29 protein-coding genes and 1 pseudogene are annotated in these 23,331 nt (G+C 67.7%); 8 read left to right on the plus strand and 22 right to left on the minus strand.

Going from position 1 to position 23,331, the window contains the following annotated elements; all coding sequences use genetic code 11:
* The first annotated feature begins 34 nt into the window (after nucleotides 1–34).
* Nucleotides 35–1,387, plus strand: a complete 1,353-nt coding sequence (locus VFQ64_RS14545; protein ID WP_325104069.1) for a protein adenylyltransferase SelO family protein — start codon at nucleotides 35–37, stop codon at nucleotides 1,385–1,387.
* A gap of 96 nt (nucleotides 1,388–1,483) precedes the next feature.
* On the opposite strand, the pseudogene VFQ64_RS14550 reads toward VFQ64_RS14545, so the two are convergent.
* Nucleotides 1,484–1,846: pseudogene (locus VFQ64_RS14550) on the minus strand (transposase); the annotation flags it as partial.
* Between the two features lie 57 nt (nucleotides 1,847–1,903).
* Nucleotides 1,904–2,506, minus strand: a complete 603-nt coding sequence (locus VFQ64_RS14555; protein ID WP_325104070.1) for a TspO/MBR family protein — start codon at nucleotides 2,504–2,506, stop codon at nucleotides 1,904–1,906.
* Nucleotides 2,507–2,640: 134 nt separating this feature from the next.
* On the opposite strand from VFQ64_RS14555, the gene VFQ64_RS14560 reads away from it, so the two are divergent.
* Nucleotides 2,641–3,771 (plus strand): zinc-binding dehydrogenase, encoded by a 1,131-nt coding sequence (locus VFQ64_RS14560; protein WP_325104071.1) that lies wholly within the window; start codon nucleotides 2,641–2,643, stop codon nucleotides 3,769–3,771.
* A gap of 61 nt (nucleotides 3,772–3,832) precedes the next feature.
* Here VFQ64_RS14560 and VFQ64_RS14565 read toward each other — a convergent pair whose 3' ends face one another.
* Both VFQ64_RS14565 and bla read right to left on the minus strand, forming a co-directional pair.
* Entirely contained in the window at nucleotides 3,833–4,075 is a 243-nt protein-coding gene (locus VFQ64_RS14565) for a KTSC domain-containing protein (RefSeq protein ID WP_325104072.1), read from the minus strand.
* Nucleotides 4,076–4,190: 115 nt separating this feature from the next.
* Entirely contained in the window at nucleotides 4,191–5,045 is an 855-nt protein-coding gene (gene bla, locus VFQ64_RS14570) for a subclass B3 metallo-beta-lactamase (protein ID WP_325104073.1), read from the minus strand.
* A gap of 137 nt (nucleotides 5,046–5,182) precedes the next feature.
* Between bla and VFQ64_RS14575 the strand changes: the two genes are divergently transcribed.
* Nucleotides 5,183–5,638, plus strand: coding sequence for a hypothetical protein (locus tag VFQ64_RS14575; RefSeq protein WP_325104074.1), 456 nt, complete (start codon nucleotides 5,183–5,185; stop codon nucleotides 5,636–5,638).
* Nucleotides 5,639–5,742: 104 nt separating this feature from the next.
* On the opposite strand, the gene guaA is transcribed toward VFQ64_RS14575, so the two are convergent.
* A complete protein-coding gene (gene guaA, locus VFQ64_RS14580; protein ID WP_325104075.1) occupies nucleotides 5,743–7,296 on the minus strand; it encodes a glutamine-hydrolyzing GMP synthase in 1,554 nt (517 codons plus the stop codon).
* Between the two features lie 181 nt (nucleotides 7,297–7,477).
* Between guaA and VFQ64_RS14585 the strand changes: the two genes are divergently transcribed.
* The 3 genes from VFQ64_RS14585 (at nucleotide 7,478) to VFQ64_RS14595 (ending at nucleotide 9,704) form a co-directional block, all read left to right on the plus strand.
* Complete coding sequence (locus VFQ64_RS14585; RefSeq protein WP_325104076.1) at nucleotides 7,478–7,984, plus strand: hypothetical protein; 507 nt, start codon at nucleotides 7,478–7,480, stop codon at nucleotides 7,982–7,984.
* Between the two features lie 198 nt (nucleotides 7,985–8,182).
* Nucleotides 8,183–8,971 carry a DUF1206 domain-containing protein gene (locus VFQ64_RS14590; protein ID WP_325104077.1) on the plus strand — a complete coding sequence of 263 codons (789 nt, stop codon included), beginning with the start codon at nucleotides 8,183–8,185 and terminating at the stop codon, nucleotides 8,969–8,971.
* Between the two features lie 112 nt (nucleotides 8,972–9,083).
* A complete protein-coding gene (locus tag VFQ64_RS14595) occupies nucleotides 9,084–9,704 on the plus strand; it encodes a porin family protein (RefSeq protein WP_325104078.1) in 621 nt (206 codons plus the stop codon).
* A gap of 111 nt (nucleotides 9,705–9,815) precedes the next feature.
* Here the strand turns inward: VFQ64_RS14595 and VFQ64_RS14600 are convergent, their stop codons facing one another.
* The 9 genes from VFQ64_RS14600 to rplO all read right to left on the minus strand — a co-directional run bounded on the left by VFQ64_RS14600 (nucleotide 9,816) and on the right by rplO (nucleotide 17,229).
* Nucleotides 9,816–10,616 carry a hypothetical protein gene (locus VFQ64_RS14600; RefSeq protein ID WP_325104079.1) on the minus strand — a complete coding sequence of 267 codons (801 nt, stop codon included), beginning with the start codon at nucleotides 10,614–10,616 and terminating at the stop codon, nucleotides 9,816–9,818.
* 161 nt (nucleotides 10,617–10,777) lie between these two features.
* Nucleotides 10,778–11,203, minus strand: coding sequence for a 50S ribosomal protein L17 (rplQ, locus tag VFQ64_RS14605; protein WP_325104080.1), 426 nt, complete (start codon nucleotides 11,201–11,203; stop codon nucleotides 10,778–10,780).
* 476 nt (nucleotides 11,204–11,679) lie between these two features.
* The gene (locus tag VFQ64_RS14610; RefSeq protein WP_325104081.1) at nucleotides 11,680–12,750 is read right to left on the minus strand and encodes a DNA-directed RNA polymerase subunit alpha; all 1,071 of its coding nucleotides are present in this window, start codon (nucleotides 12,748–12,750) and stop codon (nucleotides 11,680–11,682) included.
* Nucleotides 12,751–12,837: 87 nt separating this feature from the next.
* Nucleotides 12,838–13,227, minus strand: coding sequence for a 30S ribosomal protein S11 (gene rpsK / locus VFQ64_RS14615; RefSeq protein ID WP_019516037.1), 390 nt, complete (start codon nucleotides 13,225–13,227; stop codon nucleotides 12,838–12,840).
* A gap of 102 nt (nucleotides 13,228–13,329) precedes the next feature.
* Complete coding sequence (gene rpsM, locus VFQ64_RS14620) at nucleotides 13,330–13,698, minus strand: 30S ribosomal protein S13 (RefSeq protein ID WP_325104082.1); 369 nt, start codon at nucleotides 13,696–13,698, stop codon at nucleotides 13,330–13,332.
* A 231-nt stretch (nucleotides 13,699–13,929) separates the two neighbouring features.
* A complete protein-coding gene (locus tag VFQ64_RS14625) occupies nucleotides 13,930–14,508 on the minus strand; it encodes a Uma2 family endonuclease (RefSeq protein WP_325104083.1) in 579 nt (192 codons plus the stop codon).
* 33 nt (nucleotides 14,509–14,541) lie between these two features.
* On the minus strand, nucleotides 14,542–15,189 hold the full coding sequence (locus tag VFQ64_RS14630; protein ID WP_325104084.1) for an adenylate kinase: 648 nt from the start codon (nucleotides 15,187–15,189) through the stop codon (nucleotides 14,542–14,544).
* A gap of 34 nt (nucleotides 15,190–15,223) precedes the next feature.
* On the minus strand, nucleotides 15,224–16,594 hold the full coding sequence (gene secY, locus VFQ64_RS14635) for a preprotein translocase subunit SecY (protein ID WP_325104085.1): 1,371 nt from the start codon (nucleotides 16,592–16,594) through the stop codon (nucleotides 15,224–15,226).
* Between the two features lie 92 nt (nucleotides 16,595–16,686).
* Entirely contained in the window at nucleotides 16,687–17,229 is a 543-nt protein-coding gene (gene rplO / locus VFQ64_RS14640; protein WP_325104086.1) for a 50S ribosomal protein L15, read from the minus strand.
* Nucleotides 17,230–17,389: 160 nt separating this feature from the next.
* Between rplO and VFQ64_RS14645 the strand changes: the two genes are divergently transcribed.
* Together VFQ64_RS14645 and VFQ64_RS14650 are read left to right on the plus strand one after the other, a co-directional pair.
* Nucleotides 17,390–18,571 carry a glycosyltransferase family 4 protein gene (locus tag VFQ64_RS14645; protein ID WP_325104087.1) on the plus strand — a complete coding sequence of 394 codons (1,182 nt, stop codon included), beginning with the start codon at nucleotides 17,390–17,392 and terminating at the stop codon, nucleotides 18,569–18,571.
* A gap of 7 nt (nucleotides 18,572–18,578) precedes the next feature.
* A complete protein-coding gene (locus VFQ64_RS14650) occupies nucleotides 18,579–19,703 on the plus strand; it encodes a glycosyltransferase (protein ID WP_325104088.1) in 1,125 nt (374 codons plus the stop codon).
* 60 nt (nucleotides 19,704–19,763) lie between these two features.
* Here VFQ64_RS14650 and rpmD read toward each other — a convergent pair whose 3' ends face one another.
* From rpmD to rplX, 8 genes are read right to left on the minus strand one after another with little or no spacing between them, the layout of a single operon-like run.
* Nucleotides 19,764–19,943, minus strand: a complete 180-nt coding sequence (gene rpmD / locus VFQ64_RS14655; protein ID WP_325104095.1) for a 50S ribosomal protein L30 — start codon at nucleotides 19,941–19,943, stop codon at nucleotides 19,764–19,766.
* Between the two features lie 5 nt (nucleotides 19,944–19,948).
* Nucleotides 19,949–20,773: a 30S ribosomal protein S5 gene (rpsE, locus tag VFQ64_RS14660; protein WP_325104089.1), complete on the minus strand. Its 825-nt coding sequence runs from the start codon at nucleotides 20,771–20,773 to the stop codon at nucleotides 19,949–19,951.
* 3 nt (nucleotides 20,774–20,776) lie between these two features.
* Nucleotides 20,777–21,127, minus strand: coding sequence for a 50S ribosomal protein L18 (rplR, locus tag VFQ64_RS14665; protein ID WP_325104090.1), 351 nt, complete (start codon nucleotides 21,125–21,127; stop codon nucleotides 20,777–20,779).
* Complete coding sequence (rplF, locus tag VFQ64_RS14670) at nucleotides 21,124–21,657, minus strand: 50S ribosomal protein L6 (protein WP_325104091.1); 534 nt, start codon at nucleotides 21,655–21,657, stop codon at nucleotides 21,124–21,126. The genes rplR and rplF overlap by 4 nt, the downstream gene beginning before the upstream one ends.
* A complete protein-coding gene (gene rpsH / locus VFQ64_RS14675; protein WP_325104092.1) occupies nucleotides 21,657–22,052 on the minus strand; it encodes a 30S ribosomal protein S8 in 396 nt (131 codons plus the stop codon). Before rpsH ends, rplF begins: the two co-directional genes overlap by 1 nt.
* Nucleotides 22,053–22,063: 11 nt before the next feature.
* Nucleotides 22,064–22,369: a 30S ribosomal protein S14 gene (gene rpsN, locus VFQ64_RS14680; protein ID WP_325104093.1), complete on the minus strand. Its 306-nt coding sequence runs from the start codon at nucleotides 22,367–22,369 to the stop codon at nucleotides 22,064–22,066.
* Nucleotides 22,370–22,395: 26 nt separating this feature from the next.
* On the minus strand, nucleotides 22,396–22,989 hold the full coding sequence (gene rplE, locus VFQ64_RS14685; RefSeq protein ID WP_325104094.1) for a 50S ribosomal protein L5: 594 nt from the start codon (nucleotides 22,987–22,989) through the stop codon (nucleotides 22,396–22,398).
* Nucleotides 22,982–23,287 (minus strand): 50S ribosomal protein L24, encoded by a 306-nt coding sequence (gene rplX, locus VFQ64_RS14690; protein ID WP_325104096.1) that lies wholly within the window; start codon nucleotides 23,285–23,287, stop codon nucleotides 22,982–22,984. Before rplX ends, rplE begins: the two co-directional genes overlap by 8 nt.
* Nucleotides 23,288–23,331 lie beyond the last annotated feature (44 nt).

Here is a 23,331-nt window from a genome sequence, read left to right on the forward strand (position 1 = left end):
TGCGCCGATCTCCCTGCGTCCCCCATATCGCGGCATGCAGCAGCCCCCGCAAGCATATCGCCCCGCCACCGCGCTCCTCGATCTCGGCCCCGACTTCTGGGACCCGGTCGCACCCGCCGACTTCCCTGAAACGCGGCTGCGCTTCCGCAACGACCGCGCCGCCGCGCAAATCGGCCTCGACCAGCTGTCGGCGCCGGAATGGATCGCGCACATGGGCCGCTTCCAGCCCCTTCAGGGCAGCCTGCCGCAGCCGCTGGCGCTGCGCTATCATGGCCATCAGTTCCGTTCTTACAACCCGGACATCGGCGACGGGCGCGGCTTCACCTTCGCGCAATTGCACGACACCGATGGCCGGCTGATGGACCTCGGCACCAAGGGCTCCGGCCAGACCCCGTACAGCCGCTTCGGCGACGGCCGCCTGACGCTCAAGGGCGGCGTCCGCGAGATCCTCGCCACCGAGATGCTCGAGGCGCTGAATGTCCCCACCAGCCGTACGCTGTCGCTGATCGAGACCGGCGAGGCGCTGGAGCGCGGCGACGAGCCCTCCCCCACCCGCGCCGCCGTGCTCGTCCGGCTCAGCCACGGCCACATCCGCATCGGCACCTTCCAACGCCTCGCCTACTTTCGCGAGGAGGAGAACATGCGCCGCCTGGTCGGCTATGTGCTGCGCAACCTCTATGGCGAGGACAGCGACGATCCCGTCCGCCTGCTCCAACTCGTCGTGCAGCGCGCCGCGACGCTGGCGGCGCGCTACATGGCGGCGGGCTTCGTCCACGGCGTCCTCAACTCCGACAACATCAACGTGACGGGCGAGAGCTTCGACTATGGCCCGTGGCGGTTCGCACCGACCTGGGACCCCGCCTTCACCGCCGCCTATTTCGACCATCAGGGCCTCTACGCCTTCGGCCGCCAGCCCGAGGCGATCGGCTGGGACGTGTCGCAGCTGGCGGCATCACTGCGGCTGCTGGTCGACAGCGAGCCGCTGGTCGAGGCGCTCGATGGCTTCGGCCCTGCCTTCCAGGCCGCGCTCACCGAGGCGATCCTGTGGCGTCTCGGCGTCCGCCCGCGCGACGCCGCCGCCGACCGCGAACTCGCCCGCGCCACCGAACGCACGCTGCGGACCACGGGCGTCGCGCTCGACCGCTTCTTCCACGACGTCTTCGGCGGCGTGCTGCCGGACGGAGAAGGCTGGGCCGAACTCCGCACCGCGCTCACCAGCTACGAACCCCGCAAGCCGCGCGACCATCCTTATTGGTCGGGCGAACCCTGCGCGATGCTGATCGAGGAGGTCGAGGCGATCTGGGCACCGATCGCGGAAGCGGACGACTGGACGGTTCTGAACGCGAAGGTGGCAGCAATCCGCCAGATGGGTGAAGCACTGGCCTGAATCCCTCCCGGGTCGTGCCTTTGATGCGATCCTTCCTAGGGTCAGAACGCGTCGATCACAGGCAGAAGATGATGGTAGCTGCGAGGGGGGGGGCAGCATGCCGGATTTGGTGAGGCCAATCAGGCGGCCCAGATCCCCCTTTTGCCCGCAGGCTCGATGCCGTGCGGTGCGCCTTGAGGTCGATCGAGTCGATCAGGACCGTCTTCGGCTCGGCGCCAGCGGCCGCCGATCCCCTCCATTATGCGCGTGAACACGCCCGCCTCGCCCCAATGCTTCCAGCGGTTGTAGAGCGTCTTGCGCGGACCTTGAGCTCTGGGCGCGTCCCGCAACCGCAGGACCACGAACACGATGCCGCTCAGCAGCCGGCGATCATCAACCCGGGGGCTTGCCAAGGCTCCTAGGGAAGAGCGGCCGCAGACAGGTCGTTCGCTGGTCCGTCAGCCAGTACAAGTCGCTCATCCGGGGTCTCAGGAGCATGGATCAGATCACGACCTCGCATCAATGCGTCGCGACTCTCTAGCTTGAGGCAGCCCGCTTCGCCGGCCCGGCATTGCGCTCCCACACCTGCTCCGCGAGCAGGGTCGCAAAGCCGAGCCACGCGACGAACGGGACGGCGAGCGCCGCCGCCGGCCGGTCGACCCGCGCCGCCGCCGCGACATAGCCGGTGCCGCTCGCCAGCATCGCAGCTGACGCGACCGCGCTGGCGCCGAGCTTGCGCTCCCCGAAGAAGATCTGCGTCCAGCCGCCCACCATCGCCGCCGTGACGAACCACAGCGCCATCGCGGTGTCGCGTGGCGGGCTCGACGGCCGGCGCAGCAGCCGATAGCCGCCGATCGCCAGGCCGGTCTCGAGCACGGGCCAGACCGCGCCGAACACCGGATCGGGCGGTGTGAAGCTCGGCTTGTCGAGCCGCTTGTACCAGCGCCGGATGCGGGGGTGCAGCGGATCTGGGGAATTGCGCATCGCGACGAGCCCGCTTGCGCCCATCACGGCCGCGATCGTCCCGGCCGCGGCCCATGGCGACAACCCCTGGCCGCGGAGTGCGGCGCTCGTCACGCCCGATTCCCGCCCGATGCCATGCAGGGAGACGTGTCCGCCCGTTCGGGGCTCGTCGGTCATGCCAATTCTCCACGGACGGTGATGCCAGAGCTGTTCGAACGAGCCGTCGCCCGATGCGATCCGTCGCAGCCGCCGCCGGCCGGATTGCCTCGCTCGCCATTCTCCGCCAACGCTCCGGCAAAAGGAGAGATGCGATGACCGACACCACCCTCACCGGACTCGAACTGCGCTCGCTGGTGACCGCCGGGGGCGAGCTCCGGCTCAGCCTGGAAGAGGTCACGGTCGCAGCGCCCGGCCCCGACGAGGTCGTGGTCCGGATCGAAGCCGCGCCGATCAACCCGTCCGATCTCGGCCTGCTGCTCGGCCCCGCCGATCTCGAAACGATGCAGGCGGGCGGCACCGCCGATCGCCCGACGCTGACGCTGCAGGTGCCGCCGCAGCGGATGGGGATGCTGAAGGCCCGGCTGGACGACTCGCTCCCCGTCGGCAACGAGGGCGCGGGCACCGTCGTGCGCGCGGGCGCCAACGCGCAGGCGCTGCTCGGCAAGCGCGTCGGGATGCTCGGTGGCGCGATGTACGCTCAGTACCGCAAGGTCGCGGTGCGCGACACCATCACGCTCCCCGAAGGCGCCAGCGCCGCCGACGGCGCGTCGATGTTCGTCAACCCGCTGACCGCGCTGGCGATGCCGGAGGTGATGCGCAGCGAGGGCCATCAGGCGCTCGTCCACACCGCCGCCGCCTCCAATCTCGGCCAGATGCTCAACCGCATCTGCCAGGCCGACGGTGTGCCGCTGGTCAACATCGTCCGCTCCGCCGAGCAGGCGCAGCTGCTGCGCGACGCCGGCGCGCAATATGTGGTCGATTCGAGCGCCCCCGATTTTCGCGACTCCCTGACCGACGCGATCGCCGCGACCAACGCCACCATCGCCTTTGACGCGATCGGCGGCGGCAAGATCGGCAACGCCATCCTGCACGCGATGGAGGCGGCAGCGAACCGCAACGCGACCGCCTACAGCCGCTATGGCTCGTCGGCGTTCAAGCAGCTCTACATCTATGGCGGGCTCGATGTCGGCCCGACCGTGCTCGACCGGGGCTTCGGCTTTTCGTGGAGCGTCAGCGGCTTCCTGCTCCCGCCCTTCCTTGCCAAGGTCGGCGCGGCCAAAGCGCAGGAGATGCGCGAGCGCGTCGCGCGCGAGCTCAAGACGACCTTCGCGAGCACCTATACCGACACGATCGGCCTCGCCGAGGCACTCGATCCGAAGGTGGTTGAGCAATACCAGCGCAAGGCTACGGGGCAGAAGTTCCTGATTGACCCGACCCGCTAGCTCGGCAGCGGCGAAGCCGACCGATCCGACGACGCGGAATTCACTTCCGCGTCGTCCCCGACTAGTCGGAGACCGGCCGATACCGCCGCTGCGTCGGGTCCGGGCGGCAGCGGTAGCGGCCCTTCACATGCTCGTTGAAGAACCGGCCCGCCGACGCCGCCTTGCCCAGCGCGTCATAGATCGCGCGCGGCACACCGTCATAGATATAGCGCAGGCCGGAGCGGAAGCTGACCAGCAGCGTCCCCGCTTCTTCGTCGAAGACGACCCGCTTGATCAGCGAGGACTGGAGGCTCTTGGCGCGCATGACTCGCGCGGCAGCGATCAGCGGAATCGCAGGTTCCCCGCCGAGTCGCGCGCTGCGACGAACCGAATCCGATCCGCGCCGAGTCGAGTCGATCCTCCCCGTTTACCGGAAGATCTTAACCACCCGCCCCCGCCTGCTTCTTCCACTCCAGCTCGAACGCCGCCGCCGCGTCGTCCGCGATCTTGCGCATCAACCCCGGCGCCAGGAACGCATCGCGGTCGCCCGCCCCCGCCCGCCGGCCGCGTCCGATCACGTCCGCCCCCTCGGGATGGAACGGCAGCACCACGTCCGCCGGCAGCGCCGCCGCGCGCGCGAAACTGCGGCGAAAGTCGGCGACGATGCCGGGGTAACGCCGATTGCCGTGCAGCCGGTTCCCCGCCACCGTCAGCGATCCCGCGAACACCACGTTCAGCGTCCGCCCGCCCTCCGTGACGCGCATCGACCAGCTCGTATTGCCCGGCGTGTGGCCGGGCATCGCATGCGCGGTCAGCGTCACGCCGCCCAGCGTCACCCGATCACCGTCGCGCACCGCCCGGTCGACCCGCACCTTGGGAAAGGTGATGACGCCGTACGACACCTCGCCCGGCGGCACGCCGGTATCGAGCGCCATCCGGTCACCCGCGCCCGCCACCAGCCGCGCGCCGCTCGCCGCCTTCAGCGCCGCCAGCCCCGCCGCGTGGTCGAAATGGGCATGGCTGTTGAGCAGCAGCCGGACATCGCGCATCCGCACCCCCGCCGCCGCGACGTTGCGCGCGATCGCGGGCACGTTCCCCGCAAGTGTCCCATCGAGAAGGATCGCGCCGGCGCGTGTCTTGACCAGATATACGCCCAGCCCCTCGGTCCCGACATACCAGATCGGCCCGAGCACATGGAACGCCGGCGTCGGCCGGGTCCACGCCGGCGGATCGCGCTGCGCGGCAGAGGGCGAGGCAAGGGCGAGGAGTAGGATCGCGATCCGGCCGATCATCATGCCGGCAACCCTAGGCCTGCCACTTTAGCTTGCCCAGCCCAGGCTGCCCCCTGGTGCCGTCTGAATAAGCGGGGTGGTCAACCAAGCCGCCGCTTCCCTTCATCGTTTTTCAAACACTGCACCGATACTCCGGGGGCATGTCAGCCTATTATTCGTTCGATATCGACCCGATCCAAAGCCTCGTGCGGATTACGATGGGCGGCTTTTTCACGCCTGGAGACATCGAAGAGTTCGCAAGCGCCCAGGGCGCGGCCTACGCTCAGCTGAAATGCCCGCCCAACCAGCATGTCACGCTGGTCGACATGCGCGCGATGCAGATCCAGCCCCAGGTCAGCGTCGCCGGCTTCCAGGCCCGCATGAACGACCCCGCCGTGGCGTCGAGGCGCATCGCCTTCGTGGTGTCGAAGTCGCTTGCCCGCATGCAGATAAAGCGCGCGACGCAAGGCATGCAGGCGCGCCTGTTCGAGTGCGACGCGCACGCAGAAGCTTGGCTGTTGGCGCCCGACGAGGGCTCACGGAGCAGCGCCGACCCGCGGCCGTCCGGCCGCCGCAGCCGTACGCCGCTCGCGCACGCCGCATCACCCGGGCTTTGAGAAGGAGCCGGAGGCGCCCCCGCGCTAGCGATTCCCCGCCAGCAGCGGCTCGCGCCGCCGAGTGAACAAGCCGCGGACGCGCCCCGCGCGTCTGTGAGTCCTGCTCACTCCCACTCGATCGTCCCCGGCGGCTTGCTGGTGTAATCGTACACCACCCGGTTGATCCCTCGCACCTCGTTGACGATCCGCGTCGCCACTCGCGGCAGGAAGTCGCCCGGGAAGCTGAAGCACTCCGCGGTCATCCCGTCGGTCGAGGTCACCGCCCGCAGCGCCAGGACGTTGTCGTAGGTCCGCCCGTCGCCCATCACCCCCACCGTGCGCACCGGCAGCAGCACCGCGAACGCCTGCCAGATCGCATCGTACAGGCCGGCGTTCCTGATCTCTTCCAGATAGATGGCGTCCGCCTTTCGCAACGTGTCGCAGCGTTCCTTGGTCACTTCGCCGGGAATCCGGATCGCCAGCCCTGGTCCCGGGAACGGATGCCGCCCGACGAACGCATCGGGCAGCCCCAGCTCGCGGCCCAGCACCCGCACCTCGTCCTTGAACAGCTCGCGCAGCGGCTCGACCAGCGCCATGTTCATCCGCTCCGGCAGGCCGCCGACATTGTGATGGCTCTTGATCGTCACCGACGGCCCGCCGGTGAAGCTGACGCTCTCGATCACGTCGGGGTACAGTGTCCCCTGCGCCAGGAACGCCGCCCCGCCGATTTTTTTCGCTTCATTCTCAAAGACCTCGATGAAGGTCTTGCCGATGAACTTGCGCTTCGCCTCCGGGTCGGTGACGCCGGCGAGGCCGTTCAGGAACAGCGTCTCGGCCTGCACATGCACCAGCGGGATGTTGTAATGGCCGCGGAACAGGCTGACGACCTGATCCGCCTCGCCGCTGCGCAACAGGCCGTGATCGACGAACACGCAGGTCAGCTGCTCTCCGATCGCCTCGTGGATCAGGACGGCGGCGACGGCGGAATCGACGCCGCCGGACAGGCCGCAGATCACCTTTCCGTTTCCCACCTGCGCGCGGATGTCGGCGATCTTGGCGGCGCGATATTCCGCCATCGTCCAGTCGCCGGCACAGCCGCAGACATGGCGCACGAAATTGGCGAGCAGCCGGCCGCCGTCCGGCGTGTGCACCACCTCCGGGTGGAACTGCATCGCGTAATAGCGCCGCGCGTCGTCGGCGATGACCGCGAACGGTGCGCCTGCGCTCGACGCGACCGGGCGGAACCCCGGCGCCAGCGTGGTCACCTTGTCGCCATGGCTCATCCACACCTGATGCGTCTCGCCCTCGGCCCACAGCCCGTCGAACAGCGCACAGGATTCGCCGACCTGCAGAAAGGCGCGGCCGAACTCGCCCGCATCGCCCTGCACCACCGCGCCGCCCAGCTGCTGCGTCATCACCTGCTGGCCATAACAGACGCCCAGCATCGGCAACCCGCTGGCAAAGATCGCGTCCGGCACGCGTGGCGAGCCTGCGTCCACCACCGACGCCGGCGAGCCCGACAGGATCACCCCGCGCGGCCGCAACCGCGCGAACGCCTCCGCGGCGGTCGTGAACGGCGCGATCTCGCTATACACGCCCGCCTCGCGCACCCGCCGCGCGATCAGCTGCGTGACCTGCGAGCCGAAGTCGACGATGAGGATCGATTGTACATGGTCCATGCCTGCGATCCCTAGCCCCGCCCGCTCGCCTGCGCAAAGCAGCGGCGAAGCCCTCGACCATGGCCGGACCGGTTACGGCATGTCTCCGGCAATCTCTTAACCTTCACATTGGCTTGCCACCCGATCCGGGGTTTGGCCGCCGGCGAGAAGGGTTCCGAGCGGAGCCAACCGGGGGGTATGGATGCGGAAAAAACTGGCTGCGGCGTGTCTCGCCGCGACGATGCTCGCCGCGAGCGCCGCTGCCGAGCCGCTGACGTTCACCTATAGCCAGGTCAACGGCCGGGTGCTGAGCTTCGCCTTGGACAGCAATCCCGCGCCGTTGTTCAACGATTCCGGCTTCTTCCGCATCGAGCAGCTCCCGTCGGCGGACGGCACGTTCAACGACGCGGTCCAGTTCTATACCGCCGATAATGCGGGTGGATTCCTCTACACCGATTACCGGAACGCACGGCGCGCCAGCAACTCTGGCCCGCAGTTGTTTACCGGATCGACCGCGGCGCCGCAGTTCAGTCCAGGCACGTTCACGCTGTTCGGGTCGTCGGCCGCCGATCGCGGCGGCACCTTTAGCATCGTCTCCAACGGTCCGGCCGCGCCCGGTCCACTCGCCGGCGTCGGTTTCCTGCCCGCGCTGGCCGGTCTTGCCAGCCTTGCCGCCCTGCGCATCCGCCGCCGCGAGCCTGCGGCCTGATCGGCAGCGACAAGGCCGCGGTGACCTCGGCATAGGCACGGCATCCGCGACGCGCTCGGTGATTTTGCCATGGTGGCGGATTTCCCCCGATCGGATTGCCGGCACAGCCCGCGCCCGCGATGAGCCGGTCCGGCTTCCGTTCCGCCCACGGAACGACACGCCTGTCGCGACCGTTCCCTGCGCGCAACAGGAGGCTCCATGAACGCCAGCGCCCAGCTCACCACGCTTACCCGCATCGGCTTCGCCACGCGCGGGCTGCTCTACCTGGTCATCGCCTTCCTGGTGATCCGCACCGGTCGGGCCGAGGATCCCGCCGGCGCGCTGCGTGTGCTGGGCGAGGGCGGCGGGCGGCTGCTGCTCGGCGTCATGGCGGCGGGGCTCGCCGCCTATGGCCTGTGGCGGCTCGCCGACGCCGCCTTTGACTTGGAGCGACACGGCTCGGACCGCAAGGGTGCGCTGGAGCGGCTCGCCGCCGGCGCCAGCGGCGTGGTCCACGGCTTCCTCGCCTGGCAGGCGGTACGCCTGATCCAGGGCGTGAGCAGCGGCGGCGGCGGCGGCACGCAGGAAGGCACGCAGACCGCGCTCGAACTACCCGGCGGGCCGGTGCTGGTGCTGATCGGCGCCGCGGTGCTCGCCGGCGTCGGCGTCGCCCAGCTGATCAAGGCCGCCAAGGGCACGTTCCTCCGCTACCTCGAACCCGCCGTCGCGCAACAGCCCTGGGCGCGTTGGAGCGGACGGGCGGGCTATGCCGCGCGTGGGCTCGTCTTTCTCATCACCGGTTTCTTCCTGTTCCGCGCCGGACTCGACGAGCAGGCGAGCGAGGCCGGCGGCATGGCGGAGGCGCTGGCCTGGCTGTCCAGCCCCTGGGACATCGTCATCGCGCTCGGCCTGCTCGGCTTCGGGCTCTTCAGCCTGATCGAGGCCCGCTACCGCGTCCTGCACGACGTGCCCGTCGCCGGCTTGGCGCGCCGCGCTACCGGCCAGTGACGATCGAACGGGCTGCGGCAACGCCTGACCCGCGATTTCGCGGATATCGTTGATGGCTTGCTAACCTATTGAGCTTAGGCCTTCCTCACCCAGACAGGGTCCAGGAGGAAGAATGCATAAGTTCGTTGCTGTCGCGGCTGTCGCTGCGGCCTTCGCGTCCACGCCGGCGTTCGCGCAGTCGGAACCGGCCCCGGCGGCCATGTCCGGCCCCCGTATCGAAGCAACCGCCGGCTGGGACCGCATCGTGCTCGGCGTCGATGGCGACACCGTCAAGCGGAGCGGCGTCACCTATGGCGGCGAGATCGGCTATGACATCCGCACCGACGGCGGCCTGGTGCTCGGTGCCTATGCCGGCGCCGATGGCGCCAGCACCAAGGTCTGCGCGCGGGACGGCACCGAGTCCGCCTGCATCAAAGCCGGCCGCAACATCACCGCCGGCGTCCGCGCGGGCGGCAGCTGGGCCGGCCTGTCGCTGTTCTACGTCAAGGGCGGCTACTCGAACGGCGAGCTCAAGGTCGATTACGAGGACACCGCTTTTCCGGCCGATAATTTCGAGGAGTCGGGCGACGTCGACGGCTTCCATCTCGGCACCGGTGCCGAGGTCGGCTTCAGCGGCAATTTCTACGGCAAGGTCGAGTACAACTACACGAAATATTCGACCCAGAACGATGCCGGGTTCGATATCGACTTCAATCGTCACCGCGTCGTCGGCGGTCTCGGCATCCGTTTCTAGACCGACATCACGGAGAGGCTTGCCGCGTCCGTCGGCGGCCTCCAGCCACAAAGAAGGGGCCGCTCCGTCGCCGGAGCGGCCCCTTTTCGTCGCCTGTCACGCAGGCGGGTGTCAGGCGGTGGTGACGCGCGCCTGCGAGGCGGTGTGGCCGCCGTTGCGCGACAGGATGTCGCGGGCACGGCTGGCGTCGACGCCGGCGCCGGGACTGACGGTCACGAGTACGCCGCCCCGCTTCATCTGGTCGCCATAATAGGAGACGTCCTCTTCATCGATGCCGTGCTTGAGCAGGACCTCGTTGAAGGTACCTGCCGCGGCACCGACCGCCGCGCCGATCGCGATCGCTTCGGGCACGGCCGAAGCCGCGATCGCGCCGGCCGCGACCAGCGGTCCGACGCCGGGGATCGCCAGCGCCGCTACGCCCAGGCCTGCGCCTAGCGCGCCGCCGCCCAGAATACCGCGCAGCACGTTGCTGTGATGCTCGTCAGTCACCTCGCCCCCGCCGTCGCGCGCCGTGGTGGTGCCGCGGTTGCGCGCGATGATCGACAGCGAGCCGGTGCCGACGCCCGCCTGGCGCAGCTCCGCGACGGCGCGCTCGGCCTCGTCCTGGCTGTCGAACGCGGCGGAGATCACCCTGCCGCTACCCGTCGCGCCATAGCTCGAACCGGCGGTGCCGCCCGAAACTGCGTTCTCGGTACGGTCAAAGATGCCGCGGCTCTGGTCGTCATGCCCGTCCAGGGCATTGGCGGTACGATCGAGCGGGCCCCGGTTGGGATCGTCGTGATGCATCGCGCCGCCGACGCCGCCGCTGCCGCCGGTCACGACGTTCGCCGCGCGGTCGAGAGGCCCGCGGTTGGGGTCATCGCGGCCGTCGAGGGCGCCGGCCGTCGTGCGGTTGAAATCATTGTCGCTCATGATATCTCTCCTAATGCCTACCCGCCCGCGCACAGGTCGCAACTCGCCGGGCGAAGCGCTCAACCCCCGAGCACTGACATAGGTTCAGATTCCTCACGCCGGCCGAAACGAAAAGGGCCGCCCCGTCGCCAGGGCGGCCCTATCGCATTGGTATGGGAGGATCAGGCGGCGAGGTCGTACTCGTCTTCGTCGCTCATCACCGGCCCGGAGTCCTGCCCCTTGGCGCTGACGTCGCGATCGACGAACTCGATCACCGCCATCGGCGAGGCGTCGGAGGCGCGGATGCCGGCCTTGATGACGCGGGTGTAGCCGCCGTTGCGGTCGGCGTAGCGGGCGCCGAGCACCTCGAACAGCTTGGTCAGCTGCGCGTCGTCGAGCAGCCGCGCATGCGCCAGGCGGCGGTTCGACAGCCCGCCCTTCTTGGCCAGCGTGATCAGCTTCTCGACATAGGGCCGCAGCTCCTTGGCCTTGGCGACGGTGGTGGTGATCTGCTCATGCTTGATGAGCGCCGCCGCCATGTTGCGGAAGAGGGCCTGGCGGTGGGCGGAGGTACGCTGCAGCTTACGGCCGCCGACGCGATGACGCATGGGGAAGTCCTTTCAGGTTCGTCCCGGCGCCGGATCAGGTACGCCGAGCCAGGCGGAAGGAACCCGCCCAGTACCCGCGCCTAGAGCGGAACTGCGCCGAAAAGTCAACCGCACCCAGCACAGTAGTATCCGTCCCGCCGCGTAAGCACGACCATCTACCCCGCCGAGGTGAGGGTCTAGGTGCGGCGAGGCTAATGACTCGGCGCAACCTCCGGCCCCTGTACTTTTGGCCAAGTTCGCGCCCTTGATCGTGGTCAGCGGTCGCAACACGCCGCGGCAGAGCCGCACCTAACGCGCCTTCGCCCGAGGGCGCGGCCCGCCCGCGCCCGAAAGCAAGACCTCCGTCAAAACAGAAAAGGCCCCGGCTTTCGCCGAGGCCCTCGTCGACCGGGTCGGTGTCGCGGCTTGCGCCGCTTCCCCGCCCGTCGGCCGGCTGATTTCGTCTTCGACGTAAGCGCGCTTACGTCGATGCGAAATCAGCCCATAATCTCCTGCTCGAGCTTCTTCGCCATTTCCTCGATGTTCTCCGGCGGCCAGCCCGGGATTTCCATCCCCAGCCGCAACCCCATCGACGACAGCACTTCCTTGATCTCGTTCAGCGACTTGCGGCCGAAGTTCGGCGTCCGCAGCATCTCGGCCTCGGTCTTGCCGACCAGATCGCCGATATAGATGATGTTGTCGTTCTTCAGGCAGTTCGCCGAGCGCACCGACAGCTCCAGCTCGTCGACCTTCTTGAGCAGGTAGCGGTTGATCTGCTGCGTATCGCCGACCGGCTCGTTGGACGAGACCGGCATCGCCGCCTGCCCGATCGGGGCGGAGCGCGGCATCGACGAATCGTCGAACTGGACGAACAGCGCCAGTTGGTCCTGCAGGATGCGGCCGGCATAGCCCACCGCGTCGTCCGGCGTGACGGTGCCGTCGGTCTCAACCGTTAGGGTCAGCTTGTCATAATCGAGGTCCTGGCCGACGCGAGTCGGGTCGACCTTGTAGCTGACCTGGCGCACCGGCGAATACAGCGCGTCGACGGGGATCAGCCCGATCGGCGCGTCGGCCGGGCGGTTGGCGGTCGCGGGAACATAGCCCTTCCCGATATCGGCGGTCAGCTCCATGTTGAGCGTCGCGCCCTCGTCGAGGTGACAGATCACCAGGTCCTTGTTGAGGATCTCGATGTCGCCCGACACCGCGATGTCGCCGGCCTTGACCGTGGCCGGGCCGGTGGCGGACAGCTGCAGCCGCTTGGGGCCTTCGCCCTGCATGCGGATCGCGATCTGCTTCACGTTGAGGACGATGTCGGTCACGTCCTCGCGCACGCCCGCCAGGCTCGAGAATTCGTGCAGCACGTTCTCGATCTTGATGGAGGTGACGGCGGCACCCTGCAGGCTGGACAGCAGCACGCGGCGCAGCGCATTGCCCAGCGTCAGGCCGAAGCCCCGCTCCAGCGGCTCGGCGACAAAGGTCGCGCGGCGCTTGCCGTCACCGCCGCTCGACTTCTTCTCGAGCGCGTTCGGCTTCTTGAGTTCTTGCCAGTTCTTTGCGTTGACGGCCAAGGTTAGTCCCCGGTGTTGGGCCAGAGAAGGGGAGCCTCCGGCCGAGATATGAAAGGGCCCGGCGCGTCCGCCGAGACCGAAAGGTATTTAGACCCGGCGCCGCTTGGACGGGCGCACACCGTTGTGCGGGATCGAGGTCACGTCGCGGATAGAGGTGATCTGGAAGCCGACGGCCTGCAGCGCCCTGAGCGCGCTCTCACGCCCCGAACCCGGCCCCTTGACCTCGACCTCGAGCGTCCGGACGCCATGCTCAGCCGCCTTCTTGCCCGCGTCCTCGGCGGCGACCTGGGCCGCGTACGGCGTCGACTTGCGCGACCCCTTGAACCCCATCATGCCGGCGCTGGACCAGCTGATGGCATTGCCCTGCGCGTCGGTGATGGTGATCATCGTGTTGTTGAAGCTGGCATTGACGTGCGCCACGCCGGCGGTGATGTTCTTGCGCTCGCGACGGCGAATACGCTGGGGTGCTTGAGCCATGGTCGGTTCGTTCCTGACCTAGAATATCTGTCTCGGAGAGCGAGAGCCTCCGGCGGAGTACCGCGTGCGAAAACAGCCCGCCGGGCTGTTTATCGTCTCGCGTTACTTCTTCTTGCCGGCGATCGGCTTGGCCTTGCCCTTGCGGGTGCGCGCATTGGTGTGCGTACGCTGGCCACGGACGGGGAGGCCGCGACGATGCCGCAGCCCACGATAGCAGGCGAGGTCCATCAGGCGCTTGATGTTCATCGCCGTCTCACGGCGCAGGTCGCCCTCGACCGTATGATCGGCGTCGATCGCCTCGCGGATCTGCAGGACCTCATGGTCCGTCAGGTCCTGGACGCGGCGCTCGGGCGCGATCGCCAGCTTCTCGGTAATGGCCTTGGCCTTGGTCGGGCCGATGCCATGGATATAGGTCAGCGCGATCACCACGCGCTTGTTGGTCGGGATATTGACCCCGGCGATACGTGCCATGAACTTTGTTCTCCTAGCTCCACGGGCCCGGCATGGCAGCACGGTACGCCCATCTCATCGCGTTAAATCCGAAACGCACGATAGCGGCGTACGCAAGACTGCGCCGCCGGAAACCGGTGCTTCGGGGTAGCTTCAGTTAGGCCCGGCCCCGGTCACTGTCAACAGCCGAGCGGAACCAAAAACGCGGCAAAGCGTGTGCCCGAGTCCCCGAGGGTGGGCAGCGACGTTCCGTCAGGCCAGCCGCGCGGTATCCACCGTCAACCCGGCGATGGTGGCGGACGGCACCGGCTCGCCGAACGCAAAGGTCGCGCGCTCGCGATAGCCCTCACCTTCGGGCGCGTGAAAGCGGATGATCTGGCGCGCGTTCACGTCCGCTACCCAGTATTCCGGGACGCTCCTCTTGGCGTAGAGGCGAAGCTTGGGGCCAAGATCGTGGGGGAGCGAACTCGACGACACCTCGACCAGAATGCGCACATGCTCCGGCGCCAGAAACTTGTCGCCACCTCCGGACGCGGAGATGGCTATGTCTGCTTCCGGCAAGCTGACATCATCCAGATGCGCAGACACAGGCGCTGTGGCCTCGAGACCTCCGCCGAACGTCTCCACCGCCCACCCGATGGAAATCATAAGCTGGGTCATCGTGCGGCCATGCGCCAGGTACACCCCGCTCATCTCGTAGATCTCCCCGTCGATCAACTCGACGCCGCGGTCCTCGAAGAACCCCGCTTCGTTGAGCGCCAGGAACTCCGCCACGGTGATCTTGTGACGGACGGGTTCGGATGGTCGGACGATCGGCTGCTCGACGGTCATTGCCCACTCCTACCACATGCGCCCCGCCGCGACCTACCCGTCCAGCGCCGCTTCGATCGCGGCGGTGACCTGTTCGATCTCCGCCATGCCGTCGACACGATGGACCAGCCCGCGGGCTTCGTAGAGCGGCAGGATCGGGGCGGTCTCGCCGCGATAGATCGCCATGCGCGTTGCGATCGTCTCGGCGGTGTCGTCGGGGCGGCGCTTGAACTCGACGGAGCCGCACACGTCGCATGTGCCGGGCACCGCCGGCTGCTTGAAGCGGTCGTGATACCCCTCGCCGCACTGAGCGCAGGTGAAGCGGCCGACGATCCGCTCGGTCAGCACACCCTCGTCCACCGTCAGCTCGACGACCCGGTCGAGCCGCTGCCCGCGCTCCGCCAGCAGCTGGTCAAGAATCTCGACCTGCTCGCCGTTGCGGGGGAACCCGTCGAAGATCACGCCCGTGCCCGTCTGGCCCTCATCCAGTCGCTCGCCGATCAACGCGGAGACGATCCCGTCGGAAACGAGCTCGCCAGCCGCCATCACCGCCTTGGCCTTCAGCCCCGCCGGCGTCCCCGCCTTGACCGCGGCGCGCAGCATGTCGCCGGTCGACAGCTGCACCATGCCGCGGTCGGCGACCAGCCGGCTCGCCTGCGTGCCCTTGCCCGCGCCCGGCGGCCCCAGAAGAATGATGTTCACGCGAACGCTCCCCTATAGTCGTTCGTGACGGTAATTAACGGAGGCGTCCGCCCTTGAGCTTCGCCTTCTTGATCAGATCGCCATATTGGTGCGCCAGCAGATGGCTCTGGATCTGCGTCACCGTGTCCATCGTCACGTTGACCACAATCAGCAGGCTGGTGCCGCCCAGATAGAAGGGGATGCTGAGCGCGGTCACCAGATATTCGGGCAACAGGCAGATGATGGTCAGGTACGCCGCCCCGATCACGGTGATGCGCGTCAGCACATAATCGAAATAGGTCTCGGTGTTCTTGCCCGGCCGGATGCCGGGGATGAAGCCACCGTAGCGCTTCAGATTATCCGCGGTCTCCTCCGGATTGAACACCACGGCGGTGTAGAAGAACGAGAAGAAGATGATGCCGGCGGCATACAGGCCCATGTAGATCGGCGAGCCGTGCTGCAGCCACTGGTTGAGCGACAGGATGAAGTCGCCCCAGGCGCTCTCGCCGGCGACCCGCTGGCCCGCGAACTGCGACACAGTGAGCGGCATCAGCAGCAGCGACGAGGCGAAGATCGGCGGGATCACGCCGGCGGTGTTGATCTTGAGCGGCAGATGGCTGCGCTCCGCCTGCATGCCGCGCTGCGTCTGGCGCTTGGGATATTGGATCAGGATGCGCCGCTGGGCGCGCTCCATGAAGCAGATGAACAGGATCAGCGCGACCACCGCGACGATGATGCCGACCAGCTGGACGCCGCCGACATTGCCCTGCCCCGACCGCGCGCTCTCCAGCAGCTGGTACAGCGTCGTCGGCAGATGCGCGACGATGCCGGCCATGATGATCAGCGACACGCCGTTGCCGATGCCGCGGCTGGTGATCTGCTCGCCCAGCCACATCAGGAACATGGTGCCGCCGATCAGCGAGATGACGCAGGCGACGCGGAACAGCGGCCCCGGCTCAATTACGGCCTGGATGTTCTGGCTGGCGCCGAGCGTCTCGAGTCCGACGGCGATGAAATAGCCCTGGATCGCGGTCAGCAGCACGGTGCCGTAGCGGGTATATTGGTTCAACCGCTTGCGCCCGCTCTCGCCCTCCTTCTTGATCGCGGCGAGCTGCGGCGACAGCGAGGTCGCGAGCTGCACCACGATCGAGGCGGTGATGTACGGCATCACGCCCAGCGCGATCAGGCTCATCCGCTCCAGCGCACCGCCCGAAAAGGTGTTGAAGAAGTCCAGCACGCCGCCCTGCGTCTGGTTGGCGAGCAGCCCCAGCGCGGTCGGGTCGATTCCCGGCAGCGGCACATAGGACAGGGCGCGGAACACGATCAGCGCGCCGATCGTGAACCACAGCCGCTTCTTCAGGTCGGTCGCCTGCCCCAGCTTGCCGGGGCTTAGGCCAAGGGTGAGTCGGTCGGCTGCGGATGCCATGAAATGTCCTGGAAACGTGAACGGCGGAGCGCGCTCTAGCCTGCCCCGCCGCTCATATAGGCGTCGATGACGCCATGTCTAATAGAGGCGGCTCAGGCCTTGAACGAGGCCTTGTGCGCCTGCCGCTCCTTGTACTTCACGCCCTTCTTGGCGGCGGCCTTGTCGGCGGCGGAGACCAGCTCGATCACGTTGACCGTGCCGCCCGCCTGCTCGACCGCCTCGACCGCGCCCTTGGACGCGCCGGCGACGGTGAAGGTCAGGACCGTGGTCAGCGCGCCCTTGCCGAGCAGCCGGACGCCGTCCTTGCCGCCGCGCGCCAGCCCTGCGGCCTTCAGCGCATCGTGGTCCAGGCTCGCGCCCGCCGTCAGCTTGCCCGCGTCGACCGCCTTCTGGATCGCGCCCAGGTTCACCTCGGCATAGTCCTTGGCGAAGATGTTGTTGAAGCCGCGCTTGGGCAGCCGCATGTGGAGCGGCATCTGGCCGCCCTCGAAGCCGGCGATGGACACGCCCTCGCGGCTCTTCTGGCCCTTCTGGCCACGCCCGCCGGTCTTGCCCTTGCCCGAGCCGATGCCGCGTCCGACGCGGATCTTGGACTTGCGGGCGCCTTCGTTATCGCGGAGTTCGTTCAGTTTCATGGGATAGCACTCGCTTTCGCTGTGGTCGCGCAGGTGAATGGAAGCGGCGGCGCATAGCGGAGCTCACGCGGCTTGTCACCCCTAGCCATCGCGTGCCGCCCCCGCTAGCGCTCTGACCTGTAGCGCTCCTGTCAACATCTCAGACTGGTTTATCCCCGCCATGCCCGACGGCTATGTCTGCGCGATCAATCGCGGACGCGACGACTATCAGGTGCCGTTGGCCTTGTACGAAGCGGGCCTGCTGAAGTGCTTCGTGACCGACTATTATGCGCCGGAACCAGCGCCCGCGTGGTTGCCGGGCGCGCTGCGGCACCGAAGAACCCCCGGCCTGCCCGCGACGGTCACCCGCAACGCGCCCTTGAGCTTCGCCCTGCAATCGGCGGCGCAGTCGCTACGCCTGCCGATGCGCCGCATCTTTCCGGTTACCGATCGTCTGCTCGCCGACAGTGCTGGGCGGGTCGCGCGCCGGGCGAACGCGCACCTCTATTGCTACGCCCCTCACTTGCCGCCTGAGCGGTCGATCGCACCCGGTACTCGGCGGGTGGTGTTTGAATACCATCCCTTGCCGCCATTGTCGCTCGAGCTGCTCGACGGCGATCATGCCCGCAACCCGCAGACCCGATCGTCGTATGAGCCGGAGCGTGCGGCATTGTCGCAATCGCGCCGGAACGACGCATGGAAGCGCGCGGATGCAGTGGTATGCGCCAGCGCGATGACACGCCGTTCGCTCGAGCACGACGGCTGCCCGCCCGAGCGTATCACGGTAATTCCCTATGGCATCGCGGCGCTGCCTCCCCCCATCGTCATGCCGCGAAGCGGACGCGCGGAGTTCCTGTTCGTCGGGCAAGGCGTCCAGCGCAAAGGACTGCATCATCTGATCGAGGCGTGGCAGGCGAGCGACATGTCCGACGCGCGGCTGACGCTGGTCTGCTACAACATAGATCCCGGCATTCAGGAGATGATCTCCGATCCCTCGATTCGACTGCTCGGGCGGCAGGATCGGGCATCGCTCGAGCGGCTATATAATCAAGCGGACGTGTTCGTGATGCCTTCGTTGCTTGAAGGGTTCGGACTGGTGTACCTTGAGGCGCTTGCCCGGGGCTGCCACATCATTGGTACTGGGAATACCGGACTACCGGACCTGGCGCTCCCGGCCGAGGCGGCGACGCTGATCGACGCTGGCGACCTGACGGCACTCTGCGCGGCGTTGACGACGACGCGCCACGCGGCGCTGGCGGGGCAACTGGACCGAACCACTATCCATGGCGCGGCGGGGAAATGGCAATGGACAGACTTCCGCCATGCGATCGCCGATCATGCTCGCGCCGCGCTGAAGGGCTGACGTCGCGATGAAGATCGATATCTGGCACAACGTGCTTTGGTCGCGCTACAAGGGCCGCGTCTTTTCCGCCGTGCACCAACAGGCCCAGGCGTCCGGCGACCTCGTGCACTTCGTCCAGATGGCCGAAACCGACGGCGATCGCGTCGGGCTGGGAGCGGTGGATCTCTCCTATCATCGCTATCCGTTCGAACTCTTGTACCCCGGCCCGCTGAACGCGGTCCCGCGCTGGCGATCGGTGCCGTATTTCTTCTGGCGTGGCCTGACCGATCGAAGCGACTTCACGATCATCGCCGGTTATGCGTCCGCGCAGGATTGGGCGCAGCTGATCGCGTTGATGCTGCGCGGCAAGGCGCGTGGCGTGTTCTGCGATTCGACGTTGGGCGAGAGTCGGCCGGGGCGGCTGCGCGCTGCTCTGAAACGCTTCTTCTTCCGTCGCTGCAGGCTGATCTTCTGCTATGGAGAACGCGCAAAAGCGATGGCGCTCCACTTCGGGGCCCGGCCCGACGCGCTGGTGCAACGGTGTCAGGCAGCGGCACTTCCCGACGGCTACGACGCCGACGCGGTGCCCACGCTGCGCGCGCGGTCGCGCAGCCCTCACCCCAGTTTTCTCTATGTCGGTCGGCTGGCGCCCGAGAAGAACCTGTCGCGCCTGCTCCGAGCCTTTGCGGGACTGCTCGCCGACCAGCCGAGCGCGCGATTGCGTCTGGTCGGGGCCGGCCCGCTGCAGGGCCAGCTTGCCCAAGAGGCCGAAATGCTGGGCATCGCCGAAACGGTGACGTTCGTGGGGGGCGTGAACCAAGACGCGCTAGCGGACGAATACCTCCGCGCCACCGCCCTCGTGCTGCCGTCCCTGCGCGAACCCTGGGGATTGGTCGTCAACGAGGCGCTTGCCTATGGCTGCCCGGTGCTCGTCAGCGAGCGCTGCGGCTGCTTGCCCGAGCTGGTCAAGCCGGGGCTCAGCGGCATTGCCTTCGACCCCGTGGACCAAGCCGCGTTGCAGCGAGGCATGGCCTCGCTCGCGGGCGACGAAGCGCCGAGCGCAGAGTCCTGCCTGGCGGTGATCGCCCCCTTCACGCCGGAGGCGGCGGCGGCCGATATCCTCGGCGGCATCCATCGGCTGCAGCACCGCTGACACGCAAACGGCGCGGGCTTTCCAGCCCGCGCCGCTCCCTATGCCGACATGCCGGTGGGCTCAGCCCTCCTGCACTTCGACCATGTGCTGGACCTTGCGGATCATGCCGCGGACCTCGGGTGTGTCCTCCAGCTCCGACACCCGGTGCATCTTGTTGAGCTTCAGCCCGACCAGCGTCGCGCGCTGGTCGGCGGTGCGGCGGATGGGCGAGCCCGTCTGCTTGATCTTGATCGTAGCCATCATCTTCACTCCACGACCGCGGCGGCGTCCGCCTCGGCCGTCTGCGCATCGGCGCCATGACCGCGGCCGAGCAGGTCGGCGATCTTCTTGCCGCGCCGCTGCGCCACCGCCTTGGGGCTGGTCTGATCGCCCAGCGCCTGGAAGGTCGCCCGGATCATGTTGTAGGGGTTGGACGTGCCGACCGACTTGGTCACCACGTCGGCGACGCCCAGCGATTCGAAGATCGCGCGCATCGGACCGCCGGCGATGATGCCGGTCCCCTGCGGCGCCGCGCGCAGCGTCACCCGGCCCGCGCCGAAGTGGCCGTTGCCGTCATGATGCAGCGTGCGGCCTTCCTTCAGCGGCACGCGGACCATCGCCTTCTTGGCCGCCGCGGTCGCCTTGGAGATCGCCTCGGGCACCTCGCGCGCCTTGCCGTGGCCGAAACCGACCCGGCCCTTGCCGTCACCCACCACGACCAATGCCGCGAAACCGAAGCGCTTGCCGCCCTTCACCGTCTTGGACACGCGATTGATATGCACGAGCTTCTCGATCAGCTCTTCGCCACCATCGTCGCTGCCGGGGCCACGGCCGCGATTGTCACGCCCGCGATTGCCCCCGGCGCCACCACGGTTGTTGCCACCCGGGCCACTGCGCCCGCGGCCACCACCGCCGCCGCCGCCGGGACCACCGCGACCGCGACCGCCGCCGCCGCCCTGGTAGCCGCCGCCACCGCCGCCCTGATAACCGCCACCAGTGTTGCCACCGGTGTTAGCGCCGGCATCGCCGGCGGGAGCCTCAACCGCGGCGGGAGCGCCGGGCTGCGACTGGATATCGTTGGTATCAGCCATTGTTTAGAACTCCAGACCGGCTTCGCGCGCGGCTTCGGCCAGCGCCTTGACGCGACCGTGGAACAGGAAACCGCCGCGATCGAACACGACCTGCGTCACGCCGGCGGCCTTGGCGGCCTCGGCGACCCGGCGGCCGACCTCGGTGGCGGCGCCGACATTGCTCGTCGCACCCTCATGCCCGGCCAGCGTCGACGCGGCCGCAAGTGTGCGGCCCGCCTCGTCGTCGATGATCTGCGCATAGATGTGCTTGCCCGAGCGATGGACGCTCAGGCGCGGACGCAGGCCACCCCGGGCGCGCAGCGCGGTCCGGTTGCGGCGGCGGCGCTTCTCGAAAAGCGAAAGATGCTTGCTCACTTCTTCTTCCCTTCCTTGCGGAAGATGAACTCGCCGTCATACTTGATGCCCTTGCCCTTATAGGGCTCGGGCTTGCGCCAACGACGGATCTCCGCGGCCAGCTGGCCGACCTTCTGCTTGTCCGACCCGCTGATCTCGACCGTGGTCGCGTCCGGCGTCTTCACCTCGATGCCTTCCGGCACGTCGACGTTGACGTCGTGGCTATAGCCGAGCTGCAGCTTCAGGTTGCGGCCCTGCGCCGCGGCGCGATAGCCGACGCCGGTGATCAGCAGCTTCTTGGTGAAGCCCTCGGTCACGCCCGTCACCAGGTTCTGCACCAGGGTCCGCTGCATGCCCCAAAAGGCGCGCGCCTGCTTGGTGTCGTTCGCCGGCTGCACCGAGATGCCGTCGTTCTCGACCGTGTAGCGGATCTCGTCACGCAGCACGAGGCTGAGGGTGCCCTTGGGGCCCTTGACGCTCAGCTGCCCGCCGTCGATCGTCGCGGTCACGCCGGCCGGTACGGGAACCGGCTTTTTGCCGATGCGGCTCATCAGAATACCTCCGCCAGCACTTCGCCACCGACATTCTGCTCGCGTGCTTCGGCATCCGAGAGCACGCCGCGCGGCGTCGAGACGATGGTGATGCCCAGGCCGTTCATCACCCGCGGCAGCTCCTGGCTGCCCGAATAGACGCGGCGGCCGGGCTTGGACACGCGCGCGACATGCTTGATCGCGGGCTGGCCCTCGAAATACTTCAGCTCGATGCGCACGCCCGCGGCGGGGCCCATCTGCTCTTCGGAATAGCCACGGATATAGCCTTCGCGCTGGAGCACATCGAGCACGTTGACGCGCAGCTTGGACGCCGGCGAGAGGACGGAGTCCTTCTTCGCGCGCTGGCCGTTGCGGATGCGGGTGAGCAGGTCACCCAGGGGATCGGTCACTGCCATCTATACAGTCCTTACCAGCTCGACTTCGTGACACCGGGGATCAGGCCCTTATTGGCCAGATCGCGCAGCATCACGCGGGCGAGACGGAACTTGCGGTAATAAGCGCGCGGACGCCCGGTCAGCTCGCAGCGGTTGCGGATCCGCGTCGGGTTCGCGTTGCGCGGCAGCTCGGCCATCTTCAGCCGCGCGATCAGGCGCTCGCCCTCGTCGAGCGACTTGTCGTTCGCCTGCGCCTTCAGCTTGGCGAACTTGGGAGCATATTGCTTCACCATCGCCCGCCGCTTGTTGTTCTTGTTGATGGAACTCAGTTTCGCCATGGACTTAAGCTCTCTCTATCTATCGCTTACGCGGCCTGACGCTGCGGCTCTTCGGCCGTCTCGTCCTGCGGGAAGGGGAAGCCGAACAGGCGCAGCAGCTCGCGTGCCTCGTCGTCGGTCTTCGCCGTGGTGGTGACGATCACGTCCATGCCACGCACCTTGTCGATGCGGTCATAGTTGATCTCGGGAAACACGATCTGCTCCTTGATGCCGCAGGCATAGTTGCCGCGGCCGTCAAAGCTCTTCGGGTTCAGCCCGCGGAAATCGCGGACACGCGGCAGCGCGATCGTGATGAAGCGGTCGAGGAACTCGTACATGCGCTCGCGACGCAGCGTCACCTTGACGCCGATCGGCATGCCCTCGCGCAGCTTGAACTGCGCGATCGACTTCTTCGCCTTGGTGACGACGGGCTTCTGCCCGGCGATCAGCTCCATCTCGGACGCGGCCTGATCGACCTTCTTCTTGTCCTGAGTCGCCTCGCCGACGCCCATGTTCAGCACGATCTTGTCGAGCCGAGGCACCTCGTTGACGTTCTTGTAGCCGAACTTCTCGGTCATCGCCTTGGCGATGGTCTCGTCGTACATGCCCCGCATGCGCGGCTTGTAAACTGCATCAGCCATCGATCTTCGCTCCCGTCTTCACGGCCACGCGGACCTTCTTGCCGTCCTGCACCTCGTAACGGACGCGGGTCGGCTTGCCGTCGACCACATGCGCCACCTTGGAGACGTGCATCGGAGCCTCGATCTTCTCCAGGCCGCCCTGCGGATCGGTCTGGCTCGGCTTCTTGTGGCGGGTCGCGACGTTGATGCCGCCGACGATCACCTTGGAATCCTTGGGCATGGCAACCGTCACGGTGCCGGTCTTGCCCTTGTCCTTGCCCGACAGGACGATGACCTGATCGCCCTTCTTGATGCGCATCTTCGGCTTGGCGGTAGCAGCCATCACAGCACCTCCGGCGCGAG

The sequence above is a fragment of the Sphingomonas sp. genome (assembly GCF_035714405.1).
In the GTDB taxonomy this organism is placed as follows: domain Bacteria; phylum Pseudomonadota; class Alphaproteobacteria; order Sphingomonadales; family Sphingomonadaceae; genus Sphingomonas.